General features: G+C 69.3%; 12 protein-coding genes. 11 read left to right on the top strand and 1 reads right to left on the bottom strand.

The annotated features are described in order from the left end of the window. Positions 1-66: 66 nt before the first annotated feature. Positions 67-2,364: a DEAD/DEAH box helicase gene (locus tag ACH413_RS41195; RefSeq protein WP_396425756.1), complete on the bottom strand. Its 2,298-nt coding sequence runs from the start codon at positions 2,362-2,364 to the stop codon at positions 67-69. A 216-nt stretch (positions 2,365-2,580) separates the two neighbouring features. On the opposite strand from ACH413_RS41195, the gene ACH413_RS41190 reads away from it, so the two are divergent. From ACH413_RS41190 to ACH413_RS41140, 11 genes are all read left to right on the top strand, one after another. Next, positions 2,581-4,887, top strand: coding sequence for a sodium-translocating pyrophosphatase (locus tag ACH413_RS41190; RefSeq protein WP_360045815.1), 2,307 nt, complete (start codon positions 2,581-2,583; stop codon positions 4,885-4,887). 64 nt (positions 4,888-4,951) lie between these two features. Next, entirely contained in the window at positions 4,952-5,524 is a 573-nt protein-coding gene (locus tag ACH413_RS41185) for a hypothetical protein (RefSeq protein WP_360045813.1), read from the top strand. Between the two features lie 29 nt (positions 5,525-5,553). Further along, positions 5,554-6,111, top strand: coding sequence for a hypothetical protein (locus ACH413_RS41180; protein ID WP_360045811.1), 558 nt, complete (start codon positions 5,554-5,556; stop codon positions 6,109-6,111). Positions 6,112-6,192: 81 nt separating this feature from the next. Then, entirely contained in the window at positions 6,193-6,798 is a 606-nt protein-coding gene (locus ACH413_RS41175; RefSeq protein ID WP_360045809.1) for a hypothetical protein, read from the top strand. After that, positions 6,795-7,385 carry a hypothetical protein gene (locus ACH413_RS41170; RefSeq protein ID WP_360045807.1) on the top strand — a complete coding sequence of 197 codons (591 nt, stop codon included), beginning with the start codon at positions 6,795-6,797 and terminating at the stop codon, positions 7,383-7,385. The genes ACH413_RS41175 and ACH413_RS41170 overlap by 4 nt, the downstream gene beginning before the upstream one ends. Before the next feature lie 5 nt (positions 7,386-7,390). After that, entirely contained in the window at positions 7,391-7,945 is a 555-nt protein-coding gene (locus tag ACH413_RS41165; protein ID WP_360045805.1) for a hypothetical protein, read from the top strand. Between the two features lie 48 nt (positions 7,946-7,993). Beyond that, the gene (locus ACH413_RS41160) at positions 7,994-8,566 is read left to right on the top strand and encodes a hypothetical protein (protein WP_360045803.1); all 573 of its coding nucleotides are present in this window, start codon (positions 7,994-7,996) and stop codon (positions 8,564-8,566) included. A 141-nt stretch (positions 8,567-8,707) separates the two neighbouring features. Then, the gene (gene topA / locus ACH413_RS41155; protein WP_360045801.1) at positions 8,708-11,470 is read left to right on the top strand and encodes a type I DNA topoisomerase; all 2,763 of its coding nucleotides are present in this window, start codon (positions 8,708-8,710) and stop codon (positions 11,468-11,470) included. A gap of 13 nt (positions 11,471-11,483) precedes the next feature. Next, complete coding sequence (locus tag ACH413_RS41150; RefSeq protein WP_360045799.1) at positions 11,484-11,918, top strand: hypothetical protein; 435 nt, start codon at positions 11,484-11,486, stop codon at positions 11,916-11,918. 72 nt (positions 11,919-11,990) lie between these two features. Next, entirely contained in the window at positions 11,991-14,027 is a 2,037-nt protein-coding gene (locus ACH413_RS41145) for a bifunctional MFS transporter/dTMP kinase (RefSeq protein WP_396425752.1), read from the top strand. Between the two features lie 23 nt (positions 14,028-14,050). Beyond that, the gene (locus ACH413_RS41140) at positions 14,051-15,247 is read left to right on the top strand and encodes a DNA polymerase III subunit delta' (protein WP_360045797.1); all 1,197 of its coding nucleotides are present in this window, start codon (positions 14,051-14,053) and stop codon (positions 15,245-15,247) included. Position 15,248: the final 1 nt, after the last annotated feature.

Raw genomic sequence — 15,248 nt, 5'->3', positions numbered from 1 at the left:
TCCGGTCGGTGGCGTTGCAGCTGCTTGCGGTCACGGCATCAAGGTAGCCGGGCGGAGGCCACCCGGTCAGGCGATTTTGCCCAGCACCACGTCCAGCACGAGCACGGCACCGGCCTTGTCCAGCGGGTCGTTGCCGTTGCCGCACTTGGGCGACTGCACGCAGGACGGGCAGCCCATCGGGCACGCGCAGGCGCTGATCGCCGCCCTCGTCGCCGATAGCCACGCCCGCAACGCCGTGTGCCCTCGATCAGCGAAGCCCGCGCCGCCGGGATGGCCGTCGTGCACGAACACCGTCGGCATACCCGTGTCCGGGTGCGCCGCCGTCGACACGCCGCCGATGTCCCACCGGTCGCACGTCGCGAACAGCGGTAACAGACCGATCGCCGCGTGCTCGGCAGCGTGCAGGGCACCGGGGATCCGTTTCGCCTCCACGCCCGCGTCGAACAGCAGCGACTCGTCGACCGTGTACCAGACCGCGCGGGTCTGCAGCGTCTGCTCCGGCAGGTCCAGCGGGATCTGGTCGAGCACCACCCCGGACGGCAGCCGCCGCAGGTAGCCGACGACCTGCGTCGTCACCTCCACCTCGCCCAGGCACACCGACACCCCGCCGAAGTCGGTGCGCTCGATCTCGCGCACCACGGTGATGTCCACGCAGTCACGCGGCTGCGTCGTCCACTCCGGGTCTTCGCGGTGGACCATCGCGAGCCCGCTGTCCAGATCGAGCTCGTCGACCACGTACGCCCGCCCCTGGTGCAGGTACACGGCGCCGGGATGCACCTGCCAGCAGGCGGATCCCGGGTCGACCGTGCCGAGCATCCGGCCGGAGTCCGACTCCACGACGGCGACCTGGTCGCCGCCGGAGCCGCGGATGTCCACCCCGGCGTGCGGCCGGTCGTGCGACGCCCAGTACCACCCGGCAGGCCGCTTGCGCAGCAGCTTCTCCGCCACCAGTTCGGCGAGCACCGCCTCCGCGAGCGGTCCGCCGAAGTCGTCCAGACAGGCCGGCGTCAACGGCATCTCGGACGCCGCGCAGGCCAGCTGCGGCCCCAGCACGTACGGGTTCAGCGGGTCCAGCACCGTCGCCTCGACCGGCCTGTCCAGCACGGCGGCCGGGTTGTGCACCAGGTACGTGTCCAACGGGTCGTCGCGCGCCACGAACACGACCAGCGCGCTGTCCCCTGACCGGCCCGCACGGCCCGCCTGCTGCCAGAACGACGCCAGCGTGCCGGGGAAACCGGCCACCACCACGGCGTCCAGCCCGGCGATGTCGACGCCGAGCTCCAGCGCGTTCGTGGTCGCGACGCCGAGCAGGTCGCCCGTGGACAGAGCCTTCTCCAGCGCGCGCCGCTCCTCCGGCAGGAACCCGCCCCGGTACGCGGCCACCCGGCCGGGCAGCTCACCGTCCACTTCGGACAGAATCCGCTGGGTGCCCATCGCCGTCAGCTCCGCGCCACGCCGCGAGCGCACGAACGCGAGCGACCGTGCGCCCTCGATCACGAGGTCGGCCAGGATCCGCGACGTCTCCGCGCCCGCCGAGCGCCGGACGGGAGCGCCGTTCTCACCCTCCAGAGAGGTCAGCGGGGGTTCCCACAACGCGACCGTGCGCGACGCACGCGGCGAAAAGTCGTCCACGACAGCGGAAACGGGAACGCCGAGCAATCTTTCCGCCGACCCGGAAGGATCAGCCACTGTGGCCGATGCGAGAACGAAGATCGGATCCGCGCCGTATTTGCGGGCGACCCTCCGCAGGCGACGCATCAACAACGCCACGTGCGAACCGAAAACGCCGCGATAGGAATGGCACTCGTCGATCACCACGTACTTCAGCCTGCGGAAGAACCGCAGCCATTTCGGGTGCTGCGGCAGGATTCCGCGGTGCAGCATGTCCGGGTTGGTGAAGACCCAGTTCGCGTGGGCCTTGACCCAGTCGCGTTCGGCCATCGGGGTGTCACCGTCGTAGGCCGACGCGCGCACCCCCTTGATCCCCAGTTCCTCGAGCGACCGGAGCTGGTCCGCGCCAAGGGCTTTGGTCGGGGACAGGTACAGCGCGGTGGCCTTCGTGTCCGCCAAAAGAGTGGAAAGCACGGGCAACTGGTAGGCAAGTGACTTGCCCGACGCCGTGCCCGTCGCGAGGACCACGTGCTGCCCGGACCACGCCAGCGAAGCGGCCTCGGCCTGGTGCCGCCACGGCTCGCGCACACCCGTCTCGACGAACGCCTCGACGACCGGCGGAGCCGTCCACGCAGGCCACTCCACGTGATCTGCCTGCCGCAACGGCAGATCGCGCGCGTGCGTGAGGGGTGTCTCCCCGGCGGGCACGCCCGCCAGCACGCGGTCCAGCAACCGGCGTCCCTGATCCACCACGAGATCGAGCTTCGCATACACCACCGACAGTCCCGGCCGGGCCGTACTCGACTTCCTGCGCAGATAACGGTGTGTGCACGGATCGGGACGTTTCGTTGCCTCGTTGCAACCACCCCCTAGACTCCCCGCTCATCGCATCCAATGAGGGATGCGTCACGTCGCGCTGGGCGGCTGGACTGCCTTGGCGCTGCACATGGCAACTCACCAGGAGGACGGATGTCCCGGCAATTCCTCGCGGAGAGCCTCGAGCTCTCCGGGGGTGATCGCGGCGTCGTAGCCGTGGTCGCCGTGGTCGCCCTGGCTGCTCTCGCCGTCGGGTACGTACTGCTCAAGGAGGTCCTGGCCGCCGGTCAGGGCACCCCCAAGATGCAGGACATCGCCAAGGCGGTTCAGGAGGGCGCAGCGGCCTACCTCAACCGGCAGTTCCGCACGCTCGGCATTTTTGTCGTGATCGTGTTCGTACTGCTGTTCGCGCTACCGGCGGATGATTTGGCCGAGCGAATCGGCCGATCTTTGTTCTTCCTCGTCGGTGCCGCGTTCTCGGCGACTATCGGCTACCTGGGCATGTGGTTGTCCACGCGCGCCAACGTGCGTGTCGCCGCCGCCGCGAACGAAGAAGGCGGTCGCGAAAAGGCGACGCGCATCGCGTTCCGCACCGGTGGTGTGGTCGGCATGACCACGGTCGGTCTCGGTCTCTTCGGAGCCGCGCTGGTCGTGCTCGTGTACGCGGGTCAGGCCCCGAAGGTCCTGGAGGGCTTCGGTTTCGGCGCCGCACTGCTCGCGATGTTCATGCGCGTCGGTGGCGGCATCTTCACCAAGGCCGCCGACGTCGGTGCCGACCTGGTCGGCAAGGTCGAGCAGGGCATCCCCGAGGACGACCCCCGCAACGCCGCCACCATCGCGGACAACGTGGGTGACAACGTCGGTGACTGCGCCGGCATGGCCGCGGACCTCTTCGAGTCCTACGCCGTCACGCTGGTCGCCTCGCTGATCCTCGGCACCGCCGCGTTCGGTTCGCAGGGCCTGCTCTTCCCGCTGATCGTTCCCGCGATCGGCGTGCTGACCGCGGTCATCGGCGTCTACACCACCAAGGCGAAGGCGGGCGAGAACGGCCTCGCGGCCATCAACCGCGCCTTCTACATCTCCGCGGTCATCTCCGCGGTGCTGTGCACCATCGCGGCCTTCGCGTTCCTGCCGAGCTCGTTCGCCGACCTCAACGGCATCAGCGACGAGATCAAGGGCGTCAGCGGCAACCCCGCGCTGATCGCGTCCGTCGCGGTGATCATCGGCATCGTGCTGGCCGGCGTCATCCTCTGGCTGACCGGCTACTACACCGGCACCGAGCACAAGCCGGTGCAGGAGGTCGGCAAGACCTCGCTGACCGGTGCGGCCACGGTGATCCTGTCCGGCATCTCGGTCGGTTTCGAGTCGGCCGTCTACACCGCGCTCGTCATCGGTGCGGCCGTCTACGGCGCGTTCCTGCTCTCCGGATCGACCGTCGTCGCGCTGTTCGCCATCGCGCTGGCCGGTTGTGGTCTGCTGACCACCGTCGGTGTCATCGTCGCGATGGACACGTTCGGCCCGGTCTCGGACAACGCGCAGGGCATCGCCGAGATGTCCGGTGACGTGCACGGCGAGGGCGCGCAGATCCTCACCGAGCTCGACGCGGTCGGCAACACCACCAAGGCCATCACCAAGGGCATCGCGATCGCGACGGCGGTGCTCGCCGCGACGGCGTTGTTCGGCTCCTACAGCGACGCCATCAAGCAGGCGTTGCTCAAGACGGGCGAGGTCGTGGGCGACGCGTCGTCGTTCTCGTTCGTCGTGTTCACCCCGAACGTGCTGGTCGGCATCACCATCGGTGCGGCCGTCGTCTTCATGTTCTCGGGCCTCGCGGTCAACGCCGTGACGCGCGCCGCCGGTGCCATCGTGTTCGAGGTGCGCCGTCAGTTCCGCGAGAACCCGGGCATCATGGACTACTCGGTGAAGCCGGAGTACGGCCGCGTCGTCGACATCTGCACCAGGGACTCGCTGCGTGAGCTGGCGACTCCTGGACTGATGGCGGTGCTCGCCCCGGTCGCCGTCGGCTTTGGCCTCGGCGTCGGCCCGCTGGCCGGTTACCTCGCCGGTGCCATCGCGACCGGCACGCTCATGGCGGTCTTCCTGGCCAACTCCGGTGGTGCCTGGGACAACGCCAAGAAGCTGGTCGAGGACGGCAACCACGGCGGCAAGGGCTCCGACGCCCACGCCGCGACGGTCATCGGCGACACCGTCGGCGACCCGTTCAAGGACACCGCGGGTCCGGCCATCAACCCGCTGATCAAGGTCATGAACCTGGTCTCCGTGCTGATCGCGCCGGCCATCGTCACCTTCTCCATCGGTGACAGCGCGTCCGACCCGATCCGGATCGCGATCGCCGTGGTCGCGGCACTGGTCATCGCCGGTGCGGTGATCGTGTCCAAGCGTCGCGGCACCGCGATCGCGGACACTCCCGCGGAGTCCGTCAGCAACGGCGCCGCGTAGATCCACCTCTGGTCGGGGTACGTTCGGGTCTTCCCCCGACGTACCCCGACCGAGGAGTTACGACATGAGGCGCAGCCTCGTCGCCACTGCCGCTGTTGCCGCCCTTGCGCTGGCCGGGTGCACCACCGGCGGCAACTCCGGCACTTCATCGACGCCCACCAGCGGCGCGGCCAGCCCCGAGGCCGTCGCCTACATGGACAAGGTGTGCGGCGCAGCCTCCGAGTTCGCCAAGATCGAGAAGACGGCCCCCAAGTTCGACGCCGGCGACTCCGCCAAGCTCAAGGCCGACATGGCCGCGTACATGGGCCAGCTCGCCGACGCCTTCACCAAGTCGGCGGAGGGCCTCAAGAACGTCGGCCCGTCGCCCGTCGCGGGTGGCGAGGCGGCCGTCAACAAGATGGCCGAGACGTTCACCTCGCTCGGTGTCGTGTTCACCGACGCCAAGACCAAGGTCGAGCAGGCGGACGCCAACAACGCCAACGGAGGCCTCCAGGCCGCCGGAGAGGCCATCGCCAAGCTCTCCGAGCTCGCCGACCCGCTGCGCGAACTCAAGGACGTTCCCGAGCTGCAGAAGGCCACGCAGTCCGCGCAGCAGTGCCAGGCGATGCAGCGCCTCAACGTCACGCCGACGAGCTGAGCGGGGCCGTCCGGAGTAACTTCCGGCCCATGCGCCGCACAGTCCTCGCAGTTCTGACGTGCTGTCTGCTCGCGGTCACCGCGTGCAGCAGCGGAGGTTCCACCTCGACCTCGCCCACCGCCAGTGAGGCCGACGTCGTGGCGTGGATGGACAAGGTCTGCGGTGCCGTCGACGGCACCGTGAAGGCCATGTCCGACGAGCCGCCGATCGACATGAGCGACCCGGCGAAGCTCAAGACGGGCCTGTCCGACTGGCTCGGCACCAAGGTCGCCGCGGTCGACAAGTCGATCTCGGACCTCAAGGGCCTGGAGAACGGCCCGCACCCGAAGTCGAAGGAGCTGGCCACCGCCGCGCAGGACGGCATGGGTCAGATCAGGACCCTGCTCGCGGACACCAGGTCGAAGCTCGACGCCTCGACGGACGCCACCCAGGCCATCACCGCCTTCACGGAGATGGTCGCCAGGGCGAGCGAACTGGAGAAGGCGGGCGCCGACGTGCAGAAGAAGTTCGACGAGACGGGCCTGGCCTCGGCCGCGCAGAAGGCCAACAACTGCAAGGGTCTTCAGACGTCTCCCCCTGCTTCCTGACGACGGAAAGCCCGACTGACCGGATCGCCCGAACGTGTACTGTTCGGCGGTCCGGTTAGTCATTTCCTGGGGGATTTCACCGTGAACGCACGTTTGTCGATCGCTGCTGCCTGCGCAGGCCTCACCCTCGCCGTGACGGGCTGCGGCACCACCGCCGCGCCGTCCGCGCAGAGCACCGCGCCCACGACCACGACGACCACCACGCCCGCCGCCGACCCGGTGAAGTGGGTGGGCGCGTTCTGCTCCGGCACCACGCCGGTGCTCACGGGCGCGATCGAGCTCATCACCGTCGTCGCGGCCAACGCCGAGAACCCGCCCGCCATCAAGGAGGGCATGCTCAAGCTGCTCGAGACCGGCGGCAAGGCGATGGCCGACACCGAGAAGAAGCTCAAGGAGGTCGGCGCGCCCGGCCCCGAGAACCAGGCCATGCACGACGAGCTGGTCAAGATGTTCGGCGACGGCGCCAAGGAGTACGTGACGGTCCGCGAGCAGATCAGCAAGATCGACGCGACCGCGCCCGACTTCATGGCGCAGGTCGAGAAGGTCGGTGGCGACGCCGCGGACCCGTCGAAGCTCTCGGACCAGATCAAGAAGCTCGACGCGGACCCGAAGTTCAAGGACGCCGTCGCGAAGGCGCCGGAGTGCACCGAAATGCGCGCCAAGCTCGGGAAGATGCTCGGCCAGTGACGACGTTCCGCCTGGTCGCGGCCGTGCTCAGCGCTGCCGCGATCACCGCCTGCGGCACGCAGCCACCCGCTCCGGTCCAGCAGGCCGCACCGACGACCACCACGACGGCGGACGTGCCCGGCGCGGACCCGGTGGCCTGGTTCGAGGCCTACTGCGGCCCGATGGGCGTCACGCAGACCGCGCGACTCCAGCTCCAGGGCAAGGCCCAGGAGGGCATGGAGGCCGTCAAGGAGGCCGTGGTCGCCTGGACAGCGGGGGCGGCGGTGTCGGACCGGCACATGGCCGATGAGCTCGAGAAGCTCGGCCCGCTGGGTTCGGACGTGCGCAGCCTGCACGAACGGCTGGTCGGCGCGCTGCGGAACGAGGCCAAGACCTTCGACGACAGTTCGGCGCGGCTGCGGGCGCAGGCGGCGGACGACAAGTTCCCCGAGCGGTACGAGCAGATCATGGTCGGCAGCAGTGGTGACGCCGTGGCGACGTTGTTCAAGCAGATCGTGGACACGAGCCCGAAGTACGCCGAGGCGTTCCGTGCGAACGAGGTGTGCAAGGCCTGGCAGGGGCTGGCGAAGCAGTCCGGGGGAAACTAGTCCGGGTGAGGACACGTCTGCTCGCTGCCCTGCTGACCGGTGCCGTCGTGCTGACCGCCTGTGGAACGGATGCGGACAAGCCGATCACCGACGCTCAACGGCAGTGGGTGGACGCGTTCTGCGGTGGCGTCCTGCCAGGTATGGAAGCGGGCCTTGAGCTGCGCAAACAGGACCCGGCGAACTTCGCCGCGGTCAAGGACGGGTACGTGAGACTCGTCTCGTCCAACACCACCGCGTTCACCGCCGCCGAGAAGAAGCTGAAGGAGCTCGGCGCGCCCGAGGACGACCTCAAGGGCGTGCACGAACGGCTGGTCAAGTTCGTGACAGAGTCCGCCAAGTCGTACGGCGACGCGCAGGCTCCCGTCCAGGGGTTGGAACCGAACGCCCAGTTCCTGGAAGGCGCCGAGAAGGTGCTGGCCGACACCAACGTCGTGACCAGCCCGGAAGACCTCCGCGCCACCTTCCAGGAACTGCAGAAGCGGCCGAAGTACGCAGCGGCGATAGGCCAGTCCGCACCGTGCTCGGAGATCAGGTCGAAGGGCCAGGAGCTGGGACAGTAACAACTGTCCCACTGGTCACACTCGAACGTCTGTTCTACCCTGTGGGCCGTGGTTGGGCAGCTGTCCTTCTTCTCGGCCGAGGCACGAACCCCGGCCAAGGCGGACCTCGCCGGCTTCCTCTGCGGGCCGGGGCAGGCCGTCAGCTTCGCGCGCGGTACAGCCGCCCGCGTGTACACCGAGCTGCGCGACGACTGGCGACTGCGCCCTCTCAAGCAGGCCTGCGCCGAGCGCGGCGTCACCACCGAGCTGTGCGTGAACGAGGCGGGCACGCACTTCGTCCGCACGCCGTTCCGCACCGATCTCACTCCTCTGGCCGCCCGCTGGCTGGACGGAACCGTCAAGACGGTGCCGCCGGACTTCGAGCTGAACGGAGCAGTGCTGCGCGTCTGGGCGCTGGCGGCGGGCAGCTGGATGGAGTCCGCGTACCTGCTCGGTTTGGACCCCAACGCACCGCAGACACACGCACCGTTGCAAAATGCGCTGCTCGCATCCGGACTTCCGTGCACCCTGGTAGGGGCACCCGCGTTGCGGGTGACCGGCCGGCGAAGGCTGGCACGGCTCGCTGAGCTGGTCGGAAGCCCTCCTCAGGGAGTGGCGATGAGCACCTGGCCGGCGGCCTGAGCGGGGCGGTCGGGCAAGGTTGTGTCACTCTGTCTCGTCGTACGGGCGTCGCGGAGACATGACGGATGGTGTGCTTTTCGGCCGACGCTGGGCAACACTGGCGGGCCTGGGAACCGGGTTTGGAAGAGAGCGGGACGGCGAGTGGCTGGATCGACACGGACGAAGAAGAGCAGCGGAGGCGGGGGTAGCACCCGACGATTGGTGATCGTCGAGTCGCCCACGAAGGCGCGCAAGATCGCCTCATACCTCGGCGCCAACTTCGTCGTGGAGTCCTCCAGGGGACACATCCGGGACCTGCCGCGCGGTGCCGCCGACGTTCCCGCGAAGTTCAAGGGCCAGGCCTGGGCCAGGCTCGGCGTCGACGTCGACCACGACTTCGAGCCCCTGTACGTGATCTCCGCGGACAAGAAGTCGCTGGTCACCGAGCTCAAGGAAGCGTTGAAGGACGTCGACGAGCTCTACCTCGCGACAGACGGTGACCGCGAGGGTGAAGCCATCGCGTGGCACCTGCTGGAGACGCTCAAGCCGAAGATCCCGGTCCGCCGGATGGTGTTCCACGAGATCACCGAGTCCGCGATCCAGGCCGCCGCGGCCAACCCGCGTGACCTCGACCAGGACCTGGTCGACGCGCAGGAGACCCGCCGCATCCTCGACCGCCTCTACGGCTACGAGGTCAGCCCGGTCCTGTGGAAGAAGGTCATGCCGAAGCTCTCGGCTGGCCGCGTGCAGTCCGTGGCGACGCGTCTGGTCGTGGAACGCGAACGCGAGCGGATGAAGTTCGTCTCGGCGAGCTACTGGGACATCTCCGCGCAGATGGACGCCGGTGCCGACGCCGCGCCGCGTCAGTTCGGCGCGCGTCTCGTCGCCGTCGACGGCACGCGTCTCGCCACGGGCCGCGACTTCGGCTCGGACGGCAAGCTCACCGGCAAGGCCGACGTCGTCGTGCTGGACGAGGCCCAGGCCCGCGCCATCGCGGCCGGGCTGCAGAACGCGCCGGTCAAGGTCGCCTCCGTCGAGGAGAAGCCGTACACGCGCAAGCCGTACGCGCCGTTCATGACCTCGACGCTGCAGCAGGAAGCGGGCCGCAAGCTGCGGTTCTCCGCCGACCGCACGATGCGCACGGCGCAGAAGCTGTACGAGAACGGCTACATCACCTACATGCGTACCGACAGCACGACGCTGTCGGAGACCGCGATCAACGCGGCCCGCACGCAGGCCACGGACCTCTACGGCGCGCAGTACGTCTCGCCGCAGCCTCGCCAGTACACGCGCAAGGTCAAGAACGCGCAGGAGGCCCACGAGGCGATCAGGCCGGCAGGAGAGGTCTTCCGCACGCCTGGTCAGGTGGCCGCCGAGCTCGACTCGGACGAGTTCAAGCTCTACGAGATGATCTGGCAGCGCACGATCGCCTCCCAGATGGCGGACGCGCGGGGCAACACGACCAGCATCCGCATCCAGGGCCGTGCGGGCACGGGCCAGGAGGTCACGTTCGCCGCGTCCGGCCGCACGATCACGTTCGCCGGCTTCCTCAAGGCCTACGTCGAGACCGTCGACGCCGAGGCCGGTGGCGAGTCGGACGACGCGGAGTCGCGCCTGCCGCTGCTGGTCAAGGACCAGGACCTGACGATCGCGGAGCTGTCCGCGGACGGTCACACCACCTCGCCGCCCTCGCGCTACACCGAGCCGTCGCTGATCAAGACGATGGAGGAGCTCGGCATCGGCCGTCCCTCCACCTACTCGTCGATCATCAGCACCATCCAGGACCGCGGCTACGTGTGGAAGAAGGGCGCGGCGCTGGTCCCGTCCTGGGTCGCGTTCGCCGTCGTCGGGCTGCTGGAGGGTCACTTCGGCCGGCTCGTCGACTACGACTTCACCGCCGCTCTCGAAGACGAGTTGGACGGCATCGCCGCGGGCCGGCAGCAGCGCACGACGTGGCTTTCCGGGTTCTACTTCGGTGGCAGCGTCGGCCCCGACGGCTCGATCGGCCGTTCCGGCGGTCTGAAGAAGCTGGTCGGCACGGGTGTCGAGGACATCGACCCGCGTGAGGTCAACTCGATCCCGCTGTTCAGCGACTCCGAGGGCCGCACGGTCGTCGTGCGCGTCGGCCGCTTCGGGCCGTACCTGGAGCGCGACGTCGACGGCACCGCGCAGCGCGCGAACCTGCCGGACGACCTGGCGCCGGACGAGCTGAGCAACGAGATCGCCGAGAAGCTGTTCTCGACGCCGCAGGAAGGCCGTTCGCTCGGCACCGACCCGGTCTCCGGCAACGAGATCGTGGCCAAGGAAGGCCGCTTCGGTCCGTACGTGACCGAGGTCCTGCCCGAGCCGGCCGAGAACGGCACCGCCCCGAAGAAGGCGCCGAAGCCGCGTACCGGGTCGCTGTTCAAGTCGATGTCGCTCGACACGGTCACGATCGACGACGCGCTGAAGCTGCTCTCGCTGCCGCGCGTGGTCGGCAAGGACCCGGAGACGGGCGCCGAGATCACCGCGCAGAACGGCCGCTACGGCCCGTACCTGAAGAAGGGCACGGACTCGCGGTCGCTGGTCGACGAGAGCCAGATCTTCACCGTCACGCTCGACGAGGCGCTGAAGATCTACTCCGAGCCGAAGAAGCGCGGCCGCGCCGCCGCCGCTCCGCCGTTGCGCGAGATGGGCAACGACCCGGTGTCCGGCAAGCCGATGGTGATCAAGGAGGGCCGCTTCGGCCCGTACGTCACCGACGGTGAGGCGAACGCGTCGCTGCGCAAGACCGACAGCGTCGAGTCGATCACCGACGAGCGCGCGGCCGAGCTGCTGGCAGAGAAGCGCGCGAAGGGGCCGGTCAAGAAGAAGGCTCCGGCCAAGAAGCCGGCCGCGGCGAAGAAGCCGGCGGCCAAGAAGGCTCCGGCCAAGACCAAGAGTTGAGCAGGGGGTGGCGGTGCCGATCAACGAGTTCGGTCCGGACGGGACTCAGGCCCCGCCGCCTCCCCGGCTGTTCCCCGACCCGCTCGCGGGCCTGGTGACGGCTGACAGTTTCGTCGCTCCTCAATGGACGTCTTTCAGCTCACGTGTGTCGGTGCCGACACCTCTGGAGCCGACCGAGGAAGCGCGGCAGGCCGTCTGGTCGCAGATGCAGCAGGAGCAACGGCGGCCGCGGGGCCGGGCACAGCGAGCACCTCAGCCGCAGCAGGCGCATCCGTACGCCGTCCAGCAGTTCGCGCCGACGTACCAAATGTCTGCGCCGCAACAACAACAGCAACCGCAGCAACCCGCCAGGCAGACGAGCGGCGTGGCCGCGTTCATCGGCTGCCTGGTCGTCATCGGGTTCTTCGTCCTGATCCTGGTCAGCATTCTCGGAGCGATCTTCAGCTAGCCGTGTTGTGAGTCCGGCGTGCTGACTCACCACATCCGGTTACGCTGACCGCACGGGAGTGGCGATTTAGGGGTGACTGAAATTCAGGACGCGGACACACCGGTGACCGAGGCAGGCCAGGCAGGGCAGGCCCAGTCCAGCGTGTCCACCGTTCACCGGCTTCGGTCAGTTCTCGCCATCCGCCCGTTCCGGCGGCTCTGGCTCGTCACCTACCTGTGCAGCGTTGGTGACTGGCTGTCACTGCTCGCGCTGACCGGTCTGGTCTCCGCGATGATGAAGAGCTACGAGTGGCAGTCGTTCGCGCTGCCTCTCGTCGTGCTGACCCAGCTGCTGCCCGGCATCCTCTTCGCGCCCATCGGTGGCGTGCTCGCGGACAAGTTCGACCGCCGCAAGGTGATGGTGGTCTGCGACGTCCTGCGCGGGTCGCTGTTCATCTCGATCGCGCTGATCGGCTCCCCGATCTGGCTCTTCGTGGCGAACTTCCTGGTCGGCTGCTGCGCGATGCTGTGGATCCCGGCCAAGGAGTCGGCGGTCCCGAACCTGCTGCGCCGCCCCGACCAGGTGGAGTCGGCGAACCAGCTCGGCCTGGTGATGACCTACGGCATCTCGACGATCAGCGGTTTCGGTCTCTACTCGCTGATCTCGGGCATTCCCGCGTACCTGAACCTGCAGGGCGGGAACCTGGAGTTCAACATCGCGACGATCGCGGTGGTGATCAACGGCCTGCTGTACTTCACCTCGGCGATCCTGGTCGCGACCCGCCTGCCGGAGCTCTCCGGCCGCGTCGTCTCGACCCGCAAGAGGGAAGACGAGGACAAGCCCGGTTTCATCGCGATGTTCCGCGACGGACTGAGGTTCGCCGGCAAGACGCCGCTGGTCCGCGGTCTGCTCATCGGCATGATCGGCGCGTTCGCCGCGGCCGGTGCCGTGATCGGGACGGCCAAGCTCTACGCGTTGTCGCTGCTGGGCGGCGCCTCGACGTTCGGCCTGCTGTTCGTGGCCGTGTTCCTCGGGCTCGCGGTCGGCATGGCGACGGCACCCCGGCTGGCGCAGCGCCTCGCCTACAACCGCCTGTTCGGCGTCACGATCGTGCTCGCCGGCATCTCGCTGGCGCTGGTCGCGCTGGCCCCGCACCTGTGGATCGCGCTGCTGACGGTGGCGCTGGTCGGCGCGTGCGCGGGCGTGGCGTTCCTGACGGGTCTCACGATCGTCGGATCGCAGGTCGAGGACGACATGCGCGGCCGCACGGTCGCGTTGATCCAGACGTTGCTGAAGGTCGTGCTGTTCGGATCGTCGGCTGGTGCGCCGCTGCTGCTCACGTTGCTGCAGAAGCGGCAGGTCAGCGTGTTCGGCCACCCGATGGAGGTCGACGCGAGCCGTCCGGTGATGCTCGGCGGCGCGGTGATCGCGATCGTGCTGGGCCTCGTCGCGTACCGGCAGATGGACGACCGCCGCGAGGAGCCGGTGCTGTCGTCGCTGTTCGCGGCGATCCGCGGCCGCCGGCCCACCAAGGGCATGCTGATCGCCGTCGAGGGCGACACCCGCGAGGACACGTCGGTGCAGGCCCGCCGCCTGGCCGCGGTGTTGCGCGCCGAAGGCCTCGAAGTGCTGCTGGCCGCCGACCCCGAACACGACGAACGCCGCCTGCGCACGATGCTGTCGTCCGCCGAACTGGCCGGCGTGCGCGCGCAAGCTCTCGTAGCCGCCGCCGTCCGCGCGGACGTCGTCGAACGGCAGGTGCGCCCCGCGCTGGACAGCGGCTCCGTCGTGGTGATGGAGCGCTACGTCGACTCGCCGCTCGCGCACTTCAGCGCCACGAGTTCGCTGGAACACCAGGAGCTCGAAGGCCTGGTCGACTGGGCCACCGGTCGGTTGCGCCCGGACCTGACGATCCTGCTCGACCGCCCGGTCACCGACGGCAAGGGCATCGGCCCGGAGCACCACTGGCGCGTGCAGAGGCTGCTGAGCGAGATGGCCGCCGCCGACCCGGACCGCTACGTGGTGGTCGAGGCCGAGGGCGACGTCGACGAGGTGGCGGACCGGGTCCGTTCCGCCGTCGTGCCGCTGCTCGCCGGTCGCAGGCGCGCGGTCCCCGAAGCCGCGGTCTGACCGCTCGCTGGAAGACTGCACCCATGAGCGTGTGGGACGAGGTGGTCGGCCAGCCCGACGCGGTGGCGACCCTGGCGGCGTCCGCGGAAGCCGCGGCCACGATCGTCGCGGGAGGCACCCCCGCTCCCGGCGTGATGACCCACGCCTGGCTCTTCACCGGCCCTCCTGGGTCCGGTCCCACGTCCGCCGCACGTGCCTTCGCCGGCGCGCTGCAGTGCCTGGTGACGGACGACCGGCCTGGATGCGGCGAGTGTTCCGGCTGCCGCACCACGTTGCACGGCACGCACGCCGACGTTCGCGTCGTGGCGCCCGAGGGCCTGTCGATCTCCGTCGCCGAGATGCGGTCGCTGGTCCAGATCTCCGCCCGCCGGCCCACCTCCGGCCGGTGGCAGGTCGTGATCATCGAGGACGCGGACCGGCTCACCGAGGGTGCGGCCAACGCTCTGCTGAAGGCTGTCGAAGAGCCGCCGGAGCGGACGGTGTTCCTGCTGTGCGCGCCTTCCGACCACCCGGACGACGTCTCGGTGACCATTCGCTCCCGGTGCCGGCTGGTGTCCCTGGGGTCGCCTCGGCCCGCCGCCATCGCTTCGGCGCTGGAGGCCGTGGACGGGGTCTCGCTGGAGATGGCGCAGTGGGCGGCGTCGGTCTGCGGCGGGAACGTGGCCAGGGCCCGGCGGCTGGCCGCTGACGAGCAGTCGCGTTCGCGGCGTGAGGCCGTGTTGCGGATCCCGTTGGCGTTGCGGAAACCTGCCGACGTCTTCACCTGTGCCGACGAGCTGATCAAGGCCGCGGAGGACGACGCGTCCACCGCCAACGAGTCCCGCAACGAGACCGAGCGGGAGGCGTTGGAGACCGCCATGGGCGCGGGTGGCACCGGCAAGGGGACCGCGGCCGCCTCGCGTGGCGCCAAGGGTGCGTTGAAGGATCTGGAGAAGCGGCAGAAGTCCCGGGCCACCCGGACGCAGCGCGACTCCCTGGACATGGCCCTGGTCGACCTGGCCGGCTTCTACCGGGACGCGCTGGTGGTCAAGACCGGGTCCGAGGCCGCGTTGATGCACCCGGACCGGTCCAACGACTCGCGGACAGCCGCGGCCAGCTGGACTTCCGAGTCGATCCTGCGGCGGCTGGAGGCCGTGCTGGCGTGCAGGGAGGCCATCGAGGTCAACGTGAAGCCGCGGATCGCCATCGAGGCGATGGTGACGACGCTGCACAGGGGGTGAG

This window comes from Lentzea sp. NPDC020367 (assembly GCF_044387305.1).
Taxonomy (GTDB): Bacteria; Actinomycetota; Actinomycetes; order Mycobacteriales; family Pseudonocardiaceae; genus Lentzea.
The sequence above is the reverse complement of the archived record's forward strand: the minus strand, read 5'-3'. Positions and strand labels throughout refer to the sequence as shown.

Coding starts and splice junctions, on each gene's coding strand:
- ACH413_RS41185 (WP_360045813.1), top strand. CDS start 4,952: ATGAGGCGCAGCCTCGTCGCCACTGCCGCTGTTGCCGCCCTTGCGCTG.
- ACH413_RS41180 (WP_360045811.1), top strand. CDS start 5,554: ATGCGCCGCACAGTCCTCGCAGTTCTGACGTGCTGTCTGCTCGCGGTC.
- ACH413_RS41140 (WP_360045797.1), top strand. CDS start 14,051: ATGAGCGTGTGGGACGAGGTGGTCGGCCAGCCCGACGCGGTGGCGACC.
- ACH413_RS41190 (WP_360045815.1), top strand. CDS start 2,581: ATGTCCCGGCAATTCCTCGCGGAGAGCCTCGAGCTCTCCGGGGGTGAT.